Origin of the sequence: Enterobacter sp. ODB01, from assembly GCF_001623605.1 — a bacterium.
GTDB classification, from domain to species: Bacteria; Pseudomonadota; Gammaproteobacteria; order Enterobacterales; family Enterobacteriaceae; genus Enterobacter; species Enterobacter kobei.
In genome coordinates this window covers 35,184-56,341 of sequence record NZ_CP015227.1, presented here as the reverse complement: position 1 = coordinate 56,341, position 21,158 = coordinate 35,184, and the positions used below count along the sequence as shown (strand labels likewise).

The following is a 21,158-nucleotide window of genomic DNA, read 5'->3' as shown; positions in this document are numbered from 1 at the left end:
GCGCTTCGCTTGCACGGGCCTACGGGTTTTGTAGGCCGGGTAAGCGCAGCGTCACCCGGCAAGAAGAGCGCACCGAATCAATAATGTGGGAGAGAGGATCACTCCCCAAGCGTCGCCACCATCACCGCCTTAATCGTATGCATCCGGTTTTCCGCCTGGTCGAACACGATGCTCGCCGCCGACTCAAACACCTCGTCCGTCACCTCCATCCCGCCGTGCAGATCGAACTCCTTCGCCATCTGCTTGCCGAGCGTGGTCTGGTCGTCATGGAACGCCGGCAGACAGTGCAGGAACTTGACGTTCGGGTTGCCGGTCAGCGCCATCATCTGCGCGTTCACCTGATACCCGCGCAGCAGCGCAATCCGCTCCGCCCACTTCTCTTTGGCTTCGCCCATCGACACCCACACGTCGGTATAGATAAAGTCCGCGCCCTTCACGCCGGCCGCCACGTCTTCCGTCAGGGTGATTTTGCCGCCGTGCTTCTCCGCCAGCGCGCTGCACTCCGCTACCAGGCTCTCTTCCGGCCAGCAGGCTTTCGGGGCCACCAGACGCAGATCCAGCCCGGTCAGCGCCGCCGCTTCCAGCATCGAGTTGCCCATGTTGTTGCGCGCGTCGCCCGCGTAGACCAGCGTCATCTCGTTAAACGCTTTGCCCGGCAGGTGCTCCTGCATGGTCAGCAGGTCCGCCAGCAGCTGCGTCGGGTGGAACTCGTTGGTCAGGCCGTTCCACACCGGCACGCCCGCATATTGCGCCAGCGTTTCGACCACGTCCTGGCCGTGGCCGCGATACTGAATGCCGTCGTACATCCGCCCGAGCACCCGTGCGGTGTCCTTAATTGACTCTTTATGCCCAATCTGGCTGCCGCTCGGCCCTAAATAAGTGACGCGTGCGCCCTGGTCAAATGCGGCAACTTCGAAAGAGCATCGTGTACGGGTCGAGTCTTTTTCGAAGATGAGCGCGATGTTTTTACCGGTAAGCTTCTGTACTTCCTTGCCATTTTTTTTATCGGCTTTGAGCTGTGCGGCAAGGGTCAGCAGAGAAGTGAACTGTGCAGGGGTAAAGTCGAGCATTTTCAGAAAGTGTTTCTTATATAAATCGGACATTTTATCCTCGCCTGGCGAACGCCACTTATTGAATTAAAATTCACTTTATATGTGTAATTATTCATTTGCAACCCCGTTTCACAATTCTTTCTTACAAAGGTGGAGGCAAACCCGTCCGTGTGTGAAAATAGAAGTATCTGCCGCACTTTAAAGAGGATTGAGCCATGGCAAACCCGGAACACCTGGAAGAGCAACGCGAAGAGACGCGTCTGATTATTGAAGAGCTGCTGGAAGACGGTAGCGATCCGGACGCGCTGTACACCATCGAGCACCATTTCTCTGCGGATGATTTCGACGCGCTGGAAAAAATGGCGGTGGAAGCCTTCAAGCTGGGTTACGAAGTGACCGAGCCGGAAGAGCTTGAAGTGGAAGAGGGCGACACCGTCATCTGCTGCGACATCCTGAGCGAGGGCGCGCTGAAGGCGGAGCTTATCGACGCGCAGGTAGAACAGCTGATGAACCTGGCCGAGAAGTTTGAGGTGGAGTACGACGGCTGGGGAACCTACTTCGAAGATCCGAACGGTGAAGACGGCGAAGAAGGCGACGACGAAGATTACGTCGACGAAGACGACGACGGCGTGCGTCACTAAGCGTTTCAGGCGGTGGCGCGCGCCACCGCTTTTTCAAGGCAGAACCATGGATTACCCGCAGATACTCGCCCCCGTACTCAACTTTCTCCAGTGCCCGACCCCGCAAGCATGGATTGATAAAGCCCGCGACCCGGCAAACCTGCCGCTGCTGCTCACCGACCACATGGTGTGCGAGCTCAAGGCCGCCCAGACCGCGCTGCTGCTCGTGCGTAAATACGTCGCCGACGAAAGCGGTGCCGACGCGCTGCTCGACTGGCTCAAACCCTACGAACTGTTCACCTTCCGCGACGGCCCGGAGCCGGATTTCATCGCCCTGCACAGGCAGATTGGCAAAAGCGTGATGCCCAAAACCGACGACCCATGGGGCCAGGCGCTCATCGACAGCATGGTGCTGCTGATTAAAGAGGAGCTGCACCACTTCTGGCAAGTGCGCGAGGCGATGCTGGCCCGCGACATTCCGTACGTCAAAATCACCGCCAGCCGCTACGCCAAAGGGATGCTTAAAGAAGTGCGCACCCACGAACCGCTGACGCTGATCGACAAGCTCATCTGCGGCGCCTACATCGAAGCCCGCTCCTGCGAACGCTTCGCCGCGCTGGCCCCGTTCCTCGAGGACGACCTGCAAAAGTTTTATCTCTCGCTGCTGCGCTCGGAAGCGCGCCATTATCAGGACTACCTGACGCTGGCCCAGCAGGTGAGCGACGACGATATCTCACCGCGCATACAGCATTTTGGCGAAATTGAAGCCACACTTATCTCGACACCGGACAACGAGTTTCGCTTCCACAGCGGCGTGCCGGTGTAAACCGGCATAACGCAAGGATAAGGATGCGAGATGAATAAAACGTGGACCCGTATTGTGATTGTCGTCGTCGCGGCTGCCGCCGTGGCGTTCTGGGTGTTCTTCGACAGGCAGCGCGCGCCGGAACAGCAGATGGATGCTGCCCTTAACGCGATGCCCGCCTGGCAGGTGATTAAGGAGCAGGAGCCTGCGCTGCATCAACGCATCCTCGACCAGATGGCCGCCCTGCAAAAAGCGGGCGAGCCGGAGCAGCAGATTATTGACACCATCCAGCCGCAGATCCTGCATCTGCAGATGTCGCGCCTGCAAAACGCCCCGGACGCCAACGTGGTGAACTACATGACCATCAACATGGAGCAAACCGCCGCCATTCAAAAGGTGAGCGACGACGCCTGCTTCCGCTTCCTCTACCCGATGGTGAAGGGCGGCGTGAACCCGATGCGCATGCTGGATAAAGACCTGATGGCGCGGCGCATGCAGGCCGACGCCGACATGATGCGCGCGGCCTACGGCAAAAACCGCCACACCGTGACACCGGCTGAACGCGAGGCGGCCGTCGAGGATGTGCGGCCGATTATGAAGCAACTTGCCGATAAGTACGGCGAGGACATCCAGCTGCTGCAGATGCCGGAGAAGGCGGCGGGCAAAGAGAAGCTCTCCTGCGATATGGTGCAGGACATGTGGGCGAAGGTGTTGGCGCTGCCGGAGCAGAAGGCGGCAGGGGTGATTCGGCTGGCGGTGTCTGAGCTGGAGTGACGAAGGGCGCTGGTTTTTTGGGCACTTAGCGCGGGTTTCGCGCGTCGTCGCTTGCATGGCGGCGCGCGACAGGTATAATCCACAACGTTTCCGCATCCCCTTCAGTGCCGAAGTGGCGAAATCGGTAGACGCAGTTGATTCAAAATCAACCGTAGAAATACGTGCCGGTTCGAGTCCGGCCTTCGGCACCATCGGAACATCAATAGACGTCAACGGACGTCTTTTTTTGTGTCTGAAATCCAGTATCCGCAAGGCTTTCCTCGCTTTTTTACTCAACCTAAGTCAACCTGATTCAATCTACATCAACTTGCTGATGCGGGTACAACTGCGGGTATATCCCGGTTCGATAATGTTTGTACCCACACAGAACCCTTGAAAGGATACTCATCATGGCTCTGAGTGATGTGAAGGTTCGTTCGGCTAAGCCTGAAGAAAAAGCTTATAAGCTGACGGATGGTGACGGCATGGTTTTGCTGGTTCACCCTAACGGTTCGAAATATTGGCGGCTGCGTTATCGCTTCGGCGGCAAAGAGAAAATGCTGGCGCTGGGGAAATACCCTGAAGTTTCGTTAGCAGATGCTCGATCGCGGCGAGACGAAGCACGTAAGCTTTTAGCTAACGGCGTCGATCCTATTGAGAATAAGAAAGCTGTTAAGGTAGAGCAGGAGCAAGAGGCGATAACGTTTGAAGTGGTTGCCAGAGACTGGCACGCCAGCAATCAGAAGTGGTCTGAGTCTCATAGTGCTCGTGTATTAAAAAGTCTGGAAGATAATCTCTTTGCTACTATTGGTAAGCGGAACATTGCGGAACTAAAAACGCGGGATCTGCTTGTACCCATTAAAGCCGTCGAGTCATCCGGTCGTCTTGAAGTTGCCGCTCGTTTACAACAGCGCACTACCGCGATTATGCGCTTTGCTGTGCAGAGTGGTTTAATCGACTACAACCCCGCGCAAGAGATTGCCGGTGCGGTTGCTACGGCGAAAAGACAGCATCGTGCTGCTCTGGAGCTTAACCGCATACCTGAATTACTCCATCGCATTGATCACTATTCTGGTAGGCCATTAACTCGACTAGCTGTGGAACTCACGTTGTTAGTTTTCATCCGTTCAAGCGAGCTACGCTTTGCCCGCTGGTCAGAAGTAGATTTTGATACTGCCATGTGGACGATTCCGGGTGAGCGTGAACCGCTGGAAGGTGTTAAGCATTCTCAACGTGGTTCAAAGATGCGGACACCTCATCTTGTTCCCTTATCGCGTCAGGCCTTAGCTATTCTGGAAAAGATCAAAAGCATGAACGGGAACCGAGAGCTGATTTTCGTGGGCGATCATGATCCCTGTAAGCCGATGAGTGAGAATACAGTGAACAAAGCTCTAAGAGTAATGGGTTATGACACGAAAACGGAAGTATGCGGGCATGGTTTCAGAACGATGGCGTGTAGTTCTTTGATTGAATCGGGATTGTGGTCGAGGGATGCGGTGGAGCGTCAGATGAGTCATCAGGAACGTAGCTCAGTGCGGGCGGCTTATATCCATAAGGCGGAGCACTTGGATGAACGCAGACTGATGCTGCAATGGTGGGCGGATTATCTGGATGCCAATCGGGAGAAGGCGGTTAGCCCGTTTGACTATGCAAAAAAAACAATTGAAAAGAATTAATTTTTTGAATAGAAGAGGGGGCTTATTATTATCCACTTAAGGTAGTAATAATTTATTTAAGGACTAGATAATGAAGGTGCTCTCTGACAATATAAAAGAACTCAATGCTGCAGTGTCTATAAAAACCTTAGATGGCAAATTTGGTTTAGTACTTGAATCTAAATAGCCGAGCCTAATGCCGCTCCACTATCGTTAACCCATGTTTGTTGCCAAGGAAAGGTGAAGCGGTATTCATAAATATCCTGATATTTATTAGGCGCAGCTATTTAGTTCACTGCTCGTACAACACCCAGCATTTACTTACACTGAAATATAGGTTATTTTATCCATAGCAATCAAATAATAAGGATAGTTTATGAAAAACATTCAACAAATTGAGAATGAAGTTGATTTATTCTACAAATCACTTGATCTTACGACAGATATAAAAGGATTAGCAATTTGGCGAGCACTTACCGTCTCGGAAGACACGCTCTTTTTCGCAATGAATGACTTATATAAAAGAGGGTTTGGTAAAGCAACCTCGAGTCACTTGCTCTGGATAAATGAGTTATTTGAGAATAATAAAATTGCTATAAAGCATATGCTGTCTGAAATAGATAAACAGTGTTTTGATAGTCATATATGTGTTTATGATGAGATTATTTCCCCAGAGGTTTACACTCAATTATTAAAGGTTTACAGAGCATCTTGTGATTATAGTCATATTTGTACCCTATTTATATCACTTCATAAAAAATTAACAAATGCTATGCAGCAAAATGACGAGATACACTTCAATTATAATAAAATTGATTTGGGGTACTCCATTCTCCACCACCACTTATCTTTTGAACCATCTCTTGTAGGGAAATCAGCATTTCAAGTCTTATATGAACTAATGTTTCTTGATTTTGATGATGGCTTAATTCAAGAGATACTGTCAGATGCTCATTTCGAAGGTGAGTTGATAAATTATCCTCACAGCCAAAAACTCATGTGCTACTTGTACAGCCAAATAGCCCCGTTTTACGTTCCGGTTGATGAGAGGTGGATATTCCCTTATTTTTCCCTGTTGGAGTTTAGAGCGTATTTTCGTTCTTTAATTTGCATATGTATTCATCATACTGTTGCTGTACTGTTTAACAGCAGGATTCATGAAATAAAAGGAGGAGGGTTAGAGCAAAGAGTATTAAGAATAAATAAATCCCTGCTCAAGGAGAATATCTCAAAATATTCAGGTCTATCGAATGAGACAATTGAAAAAATTACCGAATTCCTGACCTATGGAAAAAATGTCAAATCCCCAGATCCGGCTTTGCAACCTCTTATTGACGTAGGAAATGAGTATGTCATACCTAATTACCTCGTAATTACATCAAACTTTGACCGAAATGCGTTGACTCTTCATAGTAGAATTGATGAAAAAGGATTCAATAAAATCAGTCATTTATTTGAAGTTGAAATGACCAAAAATATTCTCAGTGAAATTAATGGTAAATTTACACCTCTAACAAATTTAATGCTTCCCAAAAAAGAAGGTGGTGAAATTGATCTGATTCTTTTAGATGAAAGCTCCAAAACAATATTGATTTGTGAACTTCGGTGGATGTTGCAGCCTAGTGATCCAAATGAAATTTTTAATCGACAAAAAGTATGCATGGAAAAAGTAGAGCAGGCTCAGAAAAAAGTTAACGCTGCAAATAAACATAAAAAACACATCTTGCGAATGGGATGTTGTAGCATTAAAGATTTGAGTGAATGGAACGTTAAGGGAGTGGTTATCTTAGATGGGTTTACAGGTGTGCAATCTGATACAGATATCGTTATCCTCCCCAAAAGAGTATTCACTAAAATAGTAGAGATGAGTGAATCACTTCAAGAGGTATATGATTTTTGCGCTAGCTATAAATGGCTGCCTCATACGGATCACTTTGGCAAAATAAATATTAGGAAAACTAAATTTTCCGATTACACATTCTTTAGTCAAGGCATAAATTCATTTGATTCGATGCATTATTTAAAAGAGTTTCTGCCCCTGTCACTTATTAATCATAGATATGGAGCAGTTATGCTATATGAAAAATAAGATGGCAGTAGTTTGCGCATTTTCTGTTTAAGAAATGGAATTAATCTGAATAAGTTCAATGTTTAGAATTAATTGCCTAATTCATAGACATCATTTGAACTTTCCCAGTTCAAGCTTGTAATTCTGTCCCTGAATATGCTCTTCATTGGGTTGATAGTTTGCGTGAACGGTATCGGAGTGTAGTGTTTTTTCAGTAAGTTCAAAGTAGCGTTCCATCGGTGTTTTTGTAGTAGCACACTGGCTTTGGCTACCTGAACAGAGGTGTTACCCGTAACTGCTTATATAAGCTTCAGCGACGCAGCCCATGCAATAACGGACTATATCGTCGGATATTACAGTGCGCTCAGACCGCATTAATATAACGGTGGGTTACCGCCAAACGAATCGGAAAACCAATACTGGAAAAAATCTAAAGTGGTGGCCAAGTAAAGTTGACCACTGCACACCGGCAAGCGTGTTCTAGTGAACTGAGCATGCCTTTGAACTCCTTCATTTATTGAGAATCATATTTAACGGAGTAGGAGACGATATGTTCAAATATTCACGTGAACTGGATAACCCAAGGCCCGCAATGCTTTATTAGTTCTGCCATTTCTGGGCGGAGTATCTTCTGGCCTTGCCCAACCGACCACTTCAGCAATAGAGTTAATACCGTAATGCTGGAATTTGTACTCTTCATCCTTTCCTGCCTGGTATATCCTTTCCCACATTAATGAAGGTTTTCCACCGTAGAGGACATAGTTGAGTAATTCAGCAATAGTCATACCTTTTTGATTAGTCTGGCCCATGATCCATTTGGTGAATAAAATGGCACGTTCTTCCCTGTTTATGGAATTTTGGGCAGACAGGCCAAAGGTTTCAGTACTCATTTTTATCACATGGTCCATCGTTGCATGCGTATAGAAGAATATGTTATGGAGATTATCCTCAGTCAATGAACTAATTTTGCTTTTTGATAAGTGCTCACGAATATAAGGAGCGTAAATTCCCAGGTTGGTATCTTCATGAGATGGGGGGAAAGAGAGATTCTTCCACCATGACAACATATTCATTAGTGCAGCTTGAGGATCTTTACTGTTTATCTGATGATAATCCTCAAAAGGATAAGTATTATCACTTTGATGAACCTGGTTGTAATAATATGCGTGTAAAAACTGGTCGGTTTGCCAGAAAAGAGGTGTGTTCTCTGAGACCCAGTGTGGTCTGAAGTCACTTATCTGGTAGGATATATTTCGTATTATGGAAAGTGTACTCTCCCATTCTTTATGGAAGCTGTCTTTTCTTTTATCATTCGCCTTCAGCTTGTCATAATTACTGACTCCGCCCCATTCAGGTACAAGGCGTTTTTTGATAAGCTCTTGTTCTTTTTTATCTTGCTCTATTTTTAATTTTTGTAACTTTTTTTGTTCATCAATGATTTCTTGGCTCAGGCTAATACAACAATCAAGAGATGCTAAATTATCGAAAAACTCGTCTAATTGTGAGATTAAATCCGAGTTGTACAAGTCGCTTTCACTAAAGAAGACACCCGCTTCAATGTTGGTATTCCACGCGCGATCGGTTAGGTTTGCTGAACCAATGTATGCACCATAACCTTTCCACCAGATGACTTTACTGTGAAGACAGTCGGGTACCAGCTTACAAAAGATATTATTCCTAGTATGGAAAAGCAGTTTAGATAAAAATGAAGGAGCAACAGGAACAGTATGGTCATACCGCATCCAGATATCTAACCGGTGATGGTTTTTGAGACAATGCTCGAGTAGAGGTGTTTTATCATCGCCATAGGCAATGGCGGCAACAACGCCGTCAATTTCAGTTTCTGCCGGGGGAAGTATAGACCTAAAAAATGCTTTGTTTAATCCATTAGCGATAAGTTTCATTGTTCTACAATCGTACATCATTCCATTTGGAGTAGGCAATATTAAGGACTCTCATCATAACAAGTGAGGGAATTTTATCGTTTATTTTATCGAGGAGTGTGAGCTACTCCTCGATATATTCAGTTTACTCCCAGCGCCTTATACACCGCATCTACAGGTTCAGAGTAAAAACTGACCTGGAATTTGGTAAACAACTCGGCTGGTACAGTCGGAATATCTACCGCAGAAGACATCGGCAGAAGGACCTTTTTCGCGCCGCTATCGAAAGCAAGTTGTAAGCTAGCCGCCAGATCCTGAACAGGGTTGATTACTCCACCGAGCGTCATGCTACCTAAGACGACCATTTGTTCCTGAACGGGTTTCGCCAGTAAAACGGAACACAGGGCAATAAGTGCCGCCAGACTGGTCGCGGTACTTGGTCCAGTATTATGCAATTCGACTACGTGCAGGTGGTACTCATGTTCAGAAAATTTTGCTGTTGCGCTAACGCGGCTGAGGTTGCCTTTGAAATAGTCAAATCCAACCCGGATAGCTTCCTTAGCCGAGGTACTTGATCCCAGACCGGAAACGCTATGCTTACCATTGCCTGCGGTCATCTGAGTTTCAAAGCGATACAGACCCGTCATGCCACTTTCCGCTTGCGTCACTAAATGCACTACGCCTGGCTTTGGCATGCCAGCAGGAATTAATTCGCTGCCGCCCTGTTCTGGCACGCTGACGAAGAATTCTTCCAGCGTCTCGTTATCGATGTAGCTGAAATTCACATCGAAGAACTCCAGACCGCCCAGCTTTTTAAGCTGTTCTTTGACTCGACGACGGGCTTCCATGGCGTAGGTCAGGCAAACACGGACGTCTTCTTTACTGTAAGAACCATTGGGATGAAGAAGTTTCAATAGACCAGAAACCGTGCGCCTTACTGCGATAACGTCGCGCTGGTTGAGGTTATTACCCAGCTTGTAGAACTTATCAATCGCGTCGGAGAAGCTGCGTTTGCGCATTTCCCGCATGTATTCGGCGAGGTAATCCGTGATAAGTCCGTAGCGATTGGTAAAGAATTCCGGGCGCATTTTCGGGATTTCCCAGCCGGGGATATAGGCATGGAAGCGGTCGAAAAACGCCGTATCGATCATCGCGGCAGGGAAGGGAGCTAACAGATGGCTGGTCTTGACTAGCGTCTCAACGCTCTGATTGATGTTGCCGACGAACACCATCGACGCTTTGCCTTCAATCGAATCTCTGCCGCGGGAAAACGAGCCAGACGCCATGTAATCTTTCATGATTTGCACGCCGTCTTTGTCTTTGAAAGTGATCCCTGCCACTTCATCAAACGCGACCACATCCCACATGCCGACCAGGCCAATCTGGCGGCTGGCCATGTTGTAAAACAGGTTTGCTACCGTGGTTTGTCCGCCGGAAACGAGCAGTGAGTTTGGCGAACACTCTTTATAGACGTGGCTTTTACCGGTACCGCGTGGGCCCAGTTCGCAGACGTTATAGTTATTTTCCACGAAAGGGATCATGCGGGTGATCAGGTGCCACTTGGTTCGTTGCTCAATGTTAGCAGGTTCCATACCCACGGAACGTAGCAGGACATCAATCCACTGGTCGCGGTTGAAGTGCGTACGTGCGGTAAATACCTCTTCCATGTCCATATTGGGCATCTGGATAGGTTTAAGCGTCATCAGAGAGAAGGGGGACGTTTTCTGTCCTTCCTCAAAGAAGTAGTTCACGGTGATCATGCACCAGATGCCGCCGGTCAACAGCTTCTCGTTGTCCTTGACCATCTGCGGCGGAACCAGTGCATCTTTAATGCCGAGGTTGGAGAGCTGGGCTTCGTAAACGTCTTTCTTCTGATTGAGCTTTACCGATACTTTATCAATGATCTTGTAGGATCCTCGCTCACGAATGAGCGATTTCACCTTCTCCGCTTCATCAGGGCGGACGTAGTTATCAGCCAGAATGCGCTTAACGTTCTGCAACCCTTGCTCGACGATCTGGTCATCGTCGGAGGCGCAGTACATACCAAGCAGATACTCCAGCACATAGACCGGGACGTTAGCCCCTTCCTTGAGCTGCTTGGTCAGATCTTTACGCACCACCCGACCACGAAAATGCTGATTCAGCAAGGCGTCCAGATCGTAACCTTCTGCGACGAGTTCCCCTTCGGATACGGCTGGAACGGGTAAGTCATGATGGGTTTGCATATCGCCTCACTTAAAAGAAATCATCCTGAAATGCCAGATCGATAATCACAGGGTACTTCTGGTAACCCGTTTCCGTTTGCGCATCTTCCAGTATCAGCCAGTATTCATTACGGCGATTGAAATTCGCCCCAATCAGCTTCAGTGTCACGTCGCGTATGCGTTTTTCCATGGCATCGTTGTCACTATCAAAACAGATGCGCTCTTTACCAGAAACCACGTTATTGGCGTTATCGACAATAAAGATATTCAGGGTTCGCGGTTCGAACAGTTCGCCTACCGGATCGGTTTGGAGCAGGCTGACTTTATCAATGTTATTGACGAGTTTGATCAGCGGATGATGCTTGACGATGTCTACCGGACGACGCTGCGGTTGCTTCTCCGCTGCGGTTTTTTGTAGCGCTTTCACCTGCAAGACGGGAACGCAGACTTCCTGTAGCATGGCTCCACCGTGCACAAACCGTGCGCCGCCAGAGAAATGGAAACGCTGGATCCCTTTCGGAATCAGAAACTCGCTGTTATCGCTGACGCCTGCGGTATCCGCCACTTTTCCTTTCCAACAAAAATCATCGGCAGGAAGCTGGTGGCCGATAATAAAGCGTTTGTGGTTTTTAATCGTATTGTCTGGCTTGATCTGCAGCGTGGTTTTATCTTGCACGGAAAGGGGCTGCTGCTGGAACAGGAAACCGTGGTCCGCCGTGACGATAATGCGTGTACCGTGGAGACGGTTTATCACCCGTGTCACTAAATCCTTCAGTTCAACCACCGCGTTACGGCACGCTTCGAAGGTCTTCTCTTCCGTAGATGCGCTGTCACCCATGGCATCAATGGTGTTATGCCAGATATAGACGACTTCGTAATCGCGAATAAGATCCCGTCCTTCCTGATTTTTCCATTTCAGCAGATCGTCCGATTTTACTGCCATCCCTTTATATTTCTTCAGAATGGTATCGCGGTTGGGCGTACCAGAGGTGGATAACCCGTCTGCATAAACGATGTCACCATTACCCGGTTGGTAGCATATCTCGTCATGTGGCAGCAATGCTGCCATACCCAACTGGGTATAGCTGGGTAACACGCCCAACTGGGAACGCAGTTCGGCAGTAAAGCGTTTCTCAGTATTGATCTGATTGCCCAGCTCTTCTGCTACTTCATAACGCAGCGCATCGGAGATAATCACGAACACACGCTTGATTTGTGGATTGTTAAACTGTGACTTAACCACCTCATTGTAGAAGTTCTGCTGCCGTGGAACGCCCGCAATACGCCACTCCTGCATACGGTTTTCGGCTTCCAGAACCTTATTCCAGCTCCGGCTTAATTCTGCCAGATACCAGTTGGAATACAGCGCTTCGATATAGTCATCCAGGCTTTTCAGGATCATTGCGCCTTTGCTGTGAACCAACAGCGCGTATTCGTTAAACAGGCGGTAGGCCTGGTCAAAGCGGAACAGCTCCTCGCAGTACGCTTTCCAGAACGTTGCGCTATCCTGATAGTGGAAGCCATCAATATGACGATTACGCAGATTCAGCAGCCGCTCAGCCTGACGAAGCGCGTTATAGATGGCGTAGTATTCCTGACGCGTCTGGCACCAGTATTTGCTCTGACGTTCAGACAGAAGTTTTTTAAAGGCTTCACGGTCAAGCGTGGTGCTCTCTTCCAGAAGCTGAGTCACCAGCGCATGAATAATGGTCTGTTCAATGCTCAACGTGGTTTCGCACTCGTGCAGATCATACGGTGAGCTGAGACGGTACTGGTCTTCTGGCCGTAGCGCATCCTGCATCTGTTGTGCGCAATAATCATAGGCGTCTTTGTAGCGACGGTCGGCACGCCAGGTGACCATAAAGGCCAGCGCGGAGGCTCTGCCTGACGGCGTGGTCAGTACGTTTTTTTCAAGCCATTCGCGTTTCTGCGGATCAGCCTGTGCGGAAAGATCGGTACAGAACAGCTTGAGGATCAGATTTTCCAGGGTCGGATGTTCGGCCTGATAGCCCATTTCCTGATTCAGAATGTCCCACAGCACACCTTCAAGATCGTGGCGTTTCAGCATCGCCAGCGTGTTTTCCAGGTCGCTGTCGTCATCTTTCTGCTGATTAACGTATTGGGTTATCAGGCTGAACAGAATCTCTTCCGTTTTTGCGGTTTTTACGCCAGCGATGACCGCAACCATCTTCTTATCAAGAGAAGCTTCGTTTTCCTGCTCAGTGACCAGTCCCTTTAGGGCAGAAAGACGTTTAGTACTGAAAAATGCCTTACGGCGTTGTATGTGTTCGCGTAGGCCAAGCTGCGGAATGCCTAACGTATTCAGCGTGATGGCGGCGAAATCGGCATGGAACTCCGTACTATAAAGACGAATATCCAGCAGCCAGTCGAACTCTTTGGGAGGTACATCGTGGGGGAACCACAGCAAAAACTGCTGTTCAGGCTCATCAATTTCAATGCGCTTTTTTACCGCCAGCTGCGACTGGTCGGTCATGTCGAGTAGCGTGATGTTCCCCAGTTCGAGATTACCCAGCTCTTCGAGGAAACGCTTATCGGGATCGTGCCAGAAAACGATGCGATGTTCGGCGAATTTTGCTTTAAGGCCGGCAATAAATTCCTGATTTTGCAAGGTCACAATCCCATGTTGATTCGGTAAATTCGAAGTTGTCTGAACGTCTGGAAACCGTGCTCTGCGTTCTGACACAAAGCCGCATTTTATCATGAACTGGAGGTGAGGGATGCCTGAATAAGGCTGGTTCCTGTATCGAGATCACCACCGGGCTAAAACCCGGTGGTGTGGGAAGGAATGCTATCTGACTTAAATCACCTCAGGCGCATTGCCAGTAATGGCTTTTACATCTGCCAGCAAATCGCCAAACTTACCGTAGTTAACCTTAACGCCATCGTCGAGATCAATACTGATTCTCATATCAGCATAGTGGCGTAAGCGATCGTCGAAGCTGCGTAGTTCGTTGAATTTCTTGCTAAGGCTATCACGCTCACGTTTCAGACGGGTGGCTTCGCCACCGGAGGCACCATCGACCTGTTCGTTCAGGCGATCGATATTGGCCTGGTAGCGCGCCAGCAGCGGTACCACATATTCGGTACGCATTCTCGCCAGCGTCGCGTCGTTGTAGCGATGCAGATAGACCAGGCACTCGAACGCTTTCTCTTTACCGGAGCTGAACAGCCAGTAGATCGGGCGCTTTTTATACATTTTCATATGATCTTTCCAGAACTGGGTGGAAAGATAGCGGCGGATGGTATCCAGTGCAGATTCGCCTTTTTTCGGCTTGATCGCGTATAAACAAAGACTTTCGGCGATAAATTCGAGATTTTCCTGCAAGTGTTCTTCGCCCCAGACGGTGCGGACAAACTCTTTGACGCGAGAGGTGACGTCATCGTCAAACCACTCGTCATCCATCAGCGGCAGGATGCCGTCATTGTCTGCCGGGAAGGTTTTGTACGCACCTTCAGCGGCAAGTTCGGCAAAGCCTTTGTTGCCTTCATGGGCGTAGACGAGGCCTTCGCGATCGAGGGAGTAGCGACCCATCATGCAGCCGATGGAATAACTTAATACATCTGCTATTGAATCCGATAACAAACGAGTTTCATTATTAGTCGTTGAATCACCGTACTTGTAGTATGGGTTGCTGACTAAAGTTATTTCTGAATCAATTAATTCTTCATTTATCCCATTAAAGTTGCTACTTGTAATGACTAAATGGTTATTTTCTTCTTCCAACTCTTTCGTTTTATTAAAAGCATCTTGCCACTTTTTTCTTGCTATAGCATAGCTTGATGCTACTTCAGATGATGCTCTCGATTCGCTGACTAAATAATTAACCATAAAATCAAAAGAAATTTCTTGCGAATTCCAATCGTGCATCGCTATATTTATCAGCAGCTGTTCATTAGTTTCGATTTTTTCTTGAACAGCTGCTTCCATTTTGATGAATGGTAATGACATGACATCATTAACTTGGGTATTAATAGTAGGGTTCAATGCTTTAAGTAGAACATTAAAAACTTTTGTATTCAAGAGAGCAAGCGTATAAAGATCACTGTTAAATTTATCGTTAAATATTACAGGTGATGCAGAATCGTATTCTACATCTTCACTTTTGACTCTAAAGCTAGCTTGGCCCGATGTGATTTTAGACCAACAAATACCAGCTTTATCTCTAAATTTTGATGGATAAATGCCACCGTTTTTTTCATAAAATTTTATAGCATTTACGGACCAATCTACCAGAAAGATTTCATTGCCAAAATGTTTTTTGTAATCACCACCTTTGATTAGTTTTTTCCATTTACTCGAAAGACGACTAGTTTCCCATATATATCTTATATATTTATCACCATTGTGAGTTTTAATTCTACCACCAGAGAACCATGAATTAGCTATTTTGTCATTATCGAAAATATTTATATTCTGGCCTAGCCAATAGGATATCGGATATCCGGGGATTTTTTTTAAATCATTTTGACTAATGCTGTAAAAATGCTTTTTATATGAGAGTAGCTCTTTAATTTTCTGTTCTTCATTACCATCAACTAAACGAATGAAAACCGGTTTATAGTTTTTAGTAGAGCTATTTTTAATTACCCATGAGGTAGTTTGTACTACTTCACCCGATATTTGTGAAAATGCTCTTGCACCAAGATGGGCCATGGTAATGAAAGTTTTGCAATCCAATAGCCAGGTGCGAAAATCTTCATAACTCGATAAGAACATCCATGACTGCATATTTACTTGAGCATTATATCCATTATTTTTAAGCAAATAAAAGGCATGCTGCATAAACATCGCAAAGAGGTCTGATTTACTGTACGGGAAATGAGTTTTAGCTAATACTTTTAAATCACTATTCATCCCACCATTACCCATATACGGCGGATTCGCTACCACCGCATCATACCGCTGCGCCAGTATCCACGCCTGCTGAATATACGGAATAAACGCTTTCGCTGCGGCTTTCTGCTGGAAATCCCCTTCCTGTTCAAGGCGATAAAGCTCATCAATAAACGCCTTCAGCTCCGCTTCTTCTTCCTGCGGTACCTGAATCAGCGAGCCCAGTGTTTTAGCATTCACAAAGCGTTTCAGCGTACGCATCAGTAGCTGATATTCTGCGCTGTCGGTATGGGCTAATGCAGTATTTTCGGCAAACATATCCCCTATGCTTCCGGTCTTGTTCTGCTGGTGGAAGTTGAGCTGCTGCCACAGCTTAGCAATATCCAGATGCAGGCTCTCCTGAAGGGAGACAATATTCAGGCGCACGTCGCGGGTGAATATCCGGCGGTCATCTTGACGGGCCATCATTAATAAGGCAAAGCCGGAAAGCTGGGCAGCACGGTCGTCAATATCGAGACCAAAAATATTATTTTCCAGAATCAGCTGTGGAATATCGCGAGCACGGTAGCCGCGCTCTTCGTAGATATTTTTCAGCACATTATAGGCTTCAATCAAAATGTGCCCGGAGCCGCAGGCCGGGTCGAGCACCTTGATGCTTTCCGGTTCAATACTGGAAGGCGTAATAGCTGCCAGCTGCGCCTGCACTTCCGGCGTCTGTTCGGCTGGCTCAATGTAGTAGTCCATTTTGCCTTTCAGCGGCGAATCCGGGTAGGTCTGCAACCACTGGCGACCGACGGAGTTCTGCACCAGGTACTGCACAATCCAGTTTGGGGTGAAGAGCTGGGTGGCGGCAGGAATATCTTCGCTCTTTACCACCTTGCCAATAACGGCCTCTTTTTTCTCAGAGATATAAAACTGATACAGCCAGCCGATAACCTCAACGTCATCCCAGTCTTCAGGTGGAATACCGTCCACCAGACCGCGCAGAATGGAGTCGGTGCGGGTCAGGTTATCCGGCAGCAGTAGTTCGGCTTCATCATCGACGGCTTCAAACAGGAACGGCATCGCGCGGTGCAGGGCATGGCACTGTGACAGCAGCAATTCACGGTAGATGGCTTCGTCCTGGTTGCCGGAAAGCTTCATCTCGACCAGCTGCGCTTTTTTCTCCGGCAGCAGCGCTTCCGCCACTTCCGGCACATGGTCCAGCACTTCAAAGCCGGTTGGATTATCCGGGTGCGAGAGCATGCGGAAACCGTGGTCAAGGTAACCATGGATCTCCATATAGCGAATGGCGCATAAGCGGTTGAACCAGGTATAGGCACAGTGCTCAACCAGGACGTCAAAGCCCTGTTCACGGGCGTGTTTGACCAGACGATCGCGGCGGGTAAGGGTAGATTTAGAGTAGTCGAACTGGCCGTAGCGCACGGTTTCGCCGACGATCTCGGCATCCGCAATTTGCAGAGTGCCTTTTTTATCGACGGAAATCCCCAACGTGGTCAGCTTCTGGATCACTGCATCGCGGAACTGGTTACGAGCCTGTGGAGCATATTTTTTGATGTTATTGGTATTCATAGAAAATCCTGCAAAGGGCAGCAGAGCGCTGCCCTGAAATGGGGGTTACTGAAGACGAATCCGGTCACCTGCCTCAATGGCTGCCAGCAGCGCAGTACGGAGTGTATCCAGCGCTTTCTCCACCTGTTCGGCGGTTTCCAGCACTTCACCACCGGTGGCTTTGCGCATCTCGCTGGCGACATTCAGCAGATGCGTTTTTTTCGGTACCGGTTGGATAACGGGTTTCTCTACTACAACATAAGTCTGTTCTGACTCGGCAGCGCGTTTAGCTTCATTTGCGGCTCGTAGCTGGGCTTCCTGCTTTTTACGCAGCTCGTCAATCCACTGGTTAATCTTCATCTCTGCATCCGTTTGCAGCACCATTGTCTCTTGCTGTTCCGCCAGAATTTCCGGAATTGACTGGCTGACCTCGGCACGTTTTCTGGCTTTTTGCATCGGCAGCAGAACGCTGTTTTGCAGCTCCGACGTGGCATGCGCTTCCTGCAAGCGTTGACGGCTTTCCTCAATGCGGGCGTCAATGCGTTCCAGAGCGTGCTGGCGGTGCTGTTCAACTAACTGCTGGTTGACGTTCTGCACCTGTTCAATCAACGGTGTGATGCGGTTGAGATGTTTATAAGGCTCAGCCATTTGCCAGATGCTTTCCAGCTCACCCAGCGCTTTTACCGCCACGGCGTCTTTTTCCAGCGCGCTGCGGTTGGATTTAAAACTGCCATTTAGAGCCGCGCCCAGCTTTTGCCAGGTAGCAAACTGCTTGCGGTAGAAATCGACCAAATCTTCACGATCTTCACTGAAATCCAGCAATTCATTGGCCTGACTGGTGACTTTCTCAATCAGTGCAAAATCTTCTTTTTCGCTGAGAATGGAATTCAGCAGGCGCAGGCCTGACTCAATCTCTTCTTTTCCTGGATTGTTGCCACCTTCAGCCTTCGCTCTGAAGACATTCAGTTCTTGCTTCCAGTCATTGAAGACCTGGCGGATATGTTCAACTAGGGCCGGTTCTTCACGTTCGCTAAACGGCTGTTGGGCAATTTCCGCCATAGTTTGTGCGGCTTTGCGAATTTGTGATTCGTCGTGACGACGAATTTTGTGCAGACGTAACTCACTGTGACGACGGCTGTTATTAAACAGCTCCCACACCTGTTTACGCTCAATATTGTTATTCTGCTGGCTGAAGCTGAATTTGCCTTTGCGTGCCAGGCGAGCAACCAGCAGCTTCACTTCTTCTTCTGGCCATCCATAAGGACGACGGGCAAAGTGGTTCAGAATATCGCGTAAATAGACGGGCTTATTGTATTCGATGTTCATGCTGACCCAGGTTTCCACCTCGCGCATTGCGTCGGGGTTGGATTCCTCCAGTTCGCCCAGATCCAGCTCCGCATCATTCTCCACCATTAGTAGCGCATGGATTTCACGTGCGATATCGCCATTGAACTGACGCAGCATTTTTAGTTTGGCAAACGTATTTTCAATCACATAGCGGCAGGCTTCATCCACAATGCTGGATGGCGTCGACGATTTCTTCGGTAAGCGCTCGCCGATCGCCCAGATGTCCGCTTCGGCAATAAGCGAATCCAATTTTACACGGAGTAGTTTCTCGCGAACGCTGTTCTCACGGGCTTTTTCTGAAAGCAGACTGGCTTGTTCCGGTCGCTGACCTGCGTTGTCCCTGAGGAATTTTTCCGTTTGGACGACCAAATCAATATCGGTCCAGGTCCGGGCATCGGCAGGTAAACGAATTAAAATGCAGCCGTCTCCCTCAGAGGTGTATGGGCGGCATGCCGCGTCGTTGTCATAGAAATCATAGGTCGGATCTTTTGGCGTGAGGATCTTTACCACCAGATCGTTAAGCATTGCGCCGTCCAACGGATGCCCGTTCAGGAAGCGGCTGATGTCGAAGTCCTGCTTATTCGCTGGATAGCGATACTTTCTGTTTTTCAGAATGTCATCAAAGATGATCGAGGCCAGTTTCTTGTTGATCGCGGAGAAGTCGACTTCGACGTTACGGATCTCGTTCTCGATCTCTTTTTCTTCATTGGTCAGGAATACGTATTTATCTTCAACGCGTGCGATCAGCATTAAACGTTCGAGCGTATTCAAGCTTTTTTCAACACGACGGCTCAGCTCGACTTTATCAGCATCAATTTTGTCGATTGAAAGGGTAACCAGGTTTTCAGGCGTGCTTTTCAGCAAATCGACATAGCGGATCAGGAACAGCGTTTTCAGCAAGTTACCATCGAATTCATCAAGGATGCCATTCTGGCAGGCCTGGGTAATGGTGCGGCTGACGGCCGGCTCCAGGAAGCTTTCAATTGCCGCATAGAAGCGCCAGAAGGGAACCAGAGAATCCAGTCCTTGCGGAGCGATTTGCTGTGCTGCTGTCTGGAAGGCTTCCAGCTGAGAACGCTCACCCATCGCTAGCTGTTTACCGGCGGCGCCTTTAGTACGGATAGATTCAAAGACCTTTTGCAGAATCTGGTAGTGCCACGGGACAAACGGGTAATTATCAACAAACTCCTCTTCGCTGGAGTAAGAGCGTAAAGAAGCGGCTGTTGTAGGGTCAAATGCAAGCTGGTTACGTAGAATATCGCCTTTTTCCTGCCAGACTTTAGCCAGCGCGGGTTTTGCTGCATCGGTTTTCACCAGCAAACGTTTTTGGATAACTTCGGATGTATTGGAGCTTGAAAGCTGCAGGCGGGTAGAGAAGCGGCCCTGGATTTTAGAGAAGTCCTGTCCGTCACGGCTGCTCATACCGCCAATGGCGGCATCAATATCGGCTTGCGAGGTTACAATAACCCACGCGCGTGCGCCGCAGACGACACCAAGATTCTCGGTAATCGTCTGCAGCTTAAGCATCATTTTGCCATCTTTACCAATAAACTGACCGACTTCATCCACCATAAAGAGGATGTTTTTGCCGTTCTCATCAAGCCATTCTTTGACCCACTGGCAAAAGTTATTGATATCTAAAGGGAAATTTTTATCCAACTGTTCTACCCACTGACGTGAGGCGTCAATGCTTTGACCGGTGGCCTGGCTTAATGCCTCTGCCATTTCATCGCTGATGAAATAGTAGGAATCGCGCTCTTTTTCCCAGCTTGACTCAGTTATAGTGGAGAATGCATTTTTAAACGCTTCATATTGCCCGCGTTTAGCCAGCTCACGCTCCAGATGGGCGATGTGCGGAAAATCAGCGCAGTAGCCAACCCGTTCGTTAAACACCTTCAGGAAGACTTTAAGGATGGCGTCTTCTTTGTCATCGACGTTAGCACGAGAATCAATATTGAACAGAATCACTTCCGTCGGATGATGGACCGCTTTGTTGATATCAGCGAGGAACAGAGCATCTTTGATTTTGTCTTCAAAGAAGGAGTATGCATTACGTTCTGTACCATTATGGCTGACTTTGCGGTTAGACAGCAGATACGACAGGATCTTGATAAAGTGCGACTTACCAGAGCCAAAGAACCCTGAAACCCATACGCCAATTTTGTTTTCCATGCGTATGCGCTCCGGACCGGTTGCCGGAACATAAGATTCAAAGAAGTGGCGTAGATGTCCTTCCAGTTCCCGGGTGATGACGTATTCATCAAGCTCAATCCAGGCGCTGGCATCGTCCGTCTGTTCGGCTTTTACAACGCCATTAATATTTCGGTCCAGACGTTTCTCAAAGATCTGTTCAATATTCATTGCT

Annotated in this window: 12 protein-coding genes, 1 tRNA gene and 2 pseudogenes; 7 read left to right on the top strand and 8 right to left on the bottom strand. The window is 48.1% G+C overall.

All coding sequences use genetic code 11. The annotated features are described in order from the left end of the window. Positions 1-98: 98 nt before the first annotated feature. Together argF and argL are read right to left on the bottom strand one after the other, a co-directional pair. Positions 99-1,103, bottom strand: coding sequence for an ornithine carbamoyltransferase (gene argF, locus A4308_RS00260; RefSeq protein ID WP_045134394.1), 1,005 nt, complete (start codon positions 1,101-1,103; stop codon positions 99-101). Beyond that, on the bottom strand, positions 1,073-1,168 hold the full coding sequence (gene argL, locus A4308_RS22690) for a putative translational regulatory protein ArgL (RefSeq protein ID WP_219976633.1): 96 nt from the start codon (positions 1,166-1,168) through the stop codon (positions 1,073-1,075). The genes argF and argL overlap by 31 nt, the downstream gene beginning before the upstream one ends. Before the next feature lie 99 nt (positions 1,169-1,267). Between argL and rraB the strand changes: the two genes are divergently transcribed. From rraB to A4308_RS00230, 6 genes are all read left to right on the top strand, one after another. Continuing rightward, complete coding sequence (rraB, locus tag A4308_RS00255) at positions 1,268-1,693, top strand: ribonuclease E inhibitor RraB (RefSeq protein ID WP_014882320.1); 426 nt, start codon at positions 1,268-1,270, stop codon at positions 1,691-1,693. Between the two features lie 46 nt (positions 1,694-1,739). Then, positions 1,740-2,498, top strand: coding sequence for a tRNA isopentenyl-2-thiomethyl-A-37 hydroxylase MiaE (miaE, locus tag A4308_RS00250; protein WP_063308436.1), 759 nt, complete (start codon positions 1,740-1,742; stop codon positions 2,496-2,498). A 30-nt stretch (positions 2,499-2,528) separates the two neighbouring features. Continuing rightward, a complete protein-coding gene (locus A4308_RS00245) occupies positions 2,529-3,251 on the top strand; it encodes a hypothetical protein (RefSeq protein ID WP_063308435.1) in 723 nt (240 codons plus the stop codon). 106 nt (positions 3,252-3,357) lie between these two features. Then, positions 3,358-3,442, top strand: a tRNA-Leu gene (locus A4308_RS00240). A gap of 198 nt (positions 3,443-3,640) precedes the next feature. Next, the gene (locus A4308_RS00235) at positions 3,641-4,906 is read left to right on the top strand and encodes a tyrosine-type recombinase/integrase (protein WP_063308434.1); all 1,266 of its coding nucleotides are present in this window, start codon (positions 3,641-3,643) and stop codon (positions 4,904-4,906) included. Positions 4,907-5,261: 355 nt separating this feature from the next. Beyond that, positions 5,262-6,974, top strand: a complete 1,713-nt coding sequence (locus A4308_RS00230; protein WP_063308433.1) for a hypothetical protein — start codon at positions 5,262-5,264, stop codon at positions 6,972-6,974. 90 nt (positions 6,975-7,064) lie between these two features. On the opposite strand, the pseudogene A4308_RS22360 reads toward A4308_RS00230, so the two are convergent. After that, positions 7,065-7,199: pseudogene (locus A4308_RS22360) on the bottom strand (IS481 family transposase); the annotation flags it as partial. Between the two features lie 33 nt (positions 7,200-7,232). Between A4308_RS22360 and A4308_RS22685 the strand changes: the two are divergent. Next, positions 7,233-7,403: pseudogene (locus A4308_RS22685) on the top strand (IS3 family transposase); the annotation flags it as partial. A 104-nt stretch (positions 7,404-7,507) separates the two neighbouring features. Here the strand turns inward: A4308_RS22685 and A4308_RS00225 are convergent. The 5 genes from A4308_RS00225 to brxC all read right to left on the bottom strand — a co-directional run bounded on the left by A4308_RS00225 (position 7,508) and on the right by brxC (position 21,154). Next, a complete protein-coding gene (locus A4308_RS00225) occupies positions 7,508-8,857 on the bottom strand; it encodes a phospholipase D-like domain-containing protein (protein ID WP_063308432.1) in 1,350 nt (449 codons plus the stop codon). Between the two features lie 119 nt (positions 8,858-8,976). Further along, positions 8,977-11,061 carry a protease Lon-related BREX system protein BrxL gene (gene brxL, locus A4308_RS00220; RefSeq protein ID WP_001193068.1) on the bottom strand — a complete coding sequence of 695 codons (2,085 nt, stop codon included), beginning with the start codon at positions 11,059-11,061 and terminating at the stop codon, positions 8,977-8,979. 10 nt (positions 11,062-11,071) lie between these two features. Then, positions 11,072-13,669 carry a BREX-1 system phosphatase PglZ type A gene (gene pglZ, locus A4308_RS00215; protein ID WP_063308431.1) on the bottom strand — a complete coding sequence of 866 codons (2,598 nt, stop codon included), beginning with the start codon at positions 13,667-13,669 and terminating at the stop codon, positions 11,072-11,074. A gap of 189 nt (positions 13,670-13,858) precedes the next feature. After that, positions 13,859-17,467 carry a BREX-1 system adenine-specific DNA-methyltransferase PglX gene (pglX, locus tag A4308_RS00210; protein ID WP_063308430.1) on the bottom strand — a complete coding sequence of 1,203 codons (3,609 nt, stop codon included), beginning with the start codon at positions 17,465-17,467 and terminating at the stop codon, positions 13,859-13,861. Positions 17,468-17,512: 45 nt separating this feature from the next. Continuing rightward, on the bottom strand, positions 17,513-21,154 hold the full coding sequence (gene brxC, locus A4308_RS00205) for a BREX system P-loop protein BrxC (protein WP_063308429.1): 3,642 nt from the start codon (positions 21,152-21,154) through the stop codon (positions 17,513-17,515). Between the last annotated feature and the right edge of the window lie 4 nt (positions 21,155-21,158).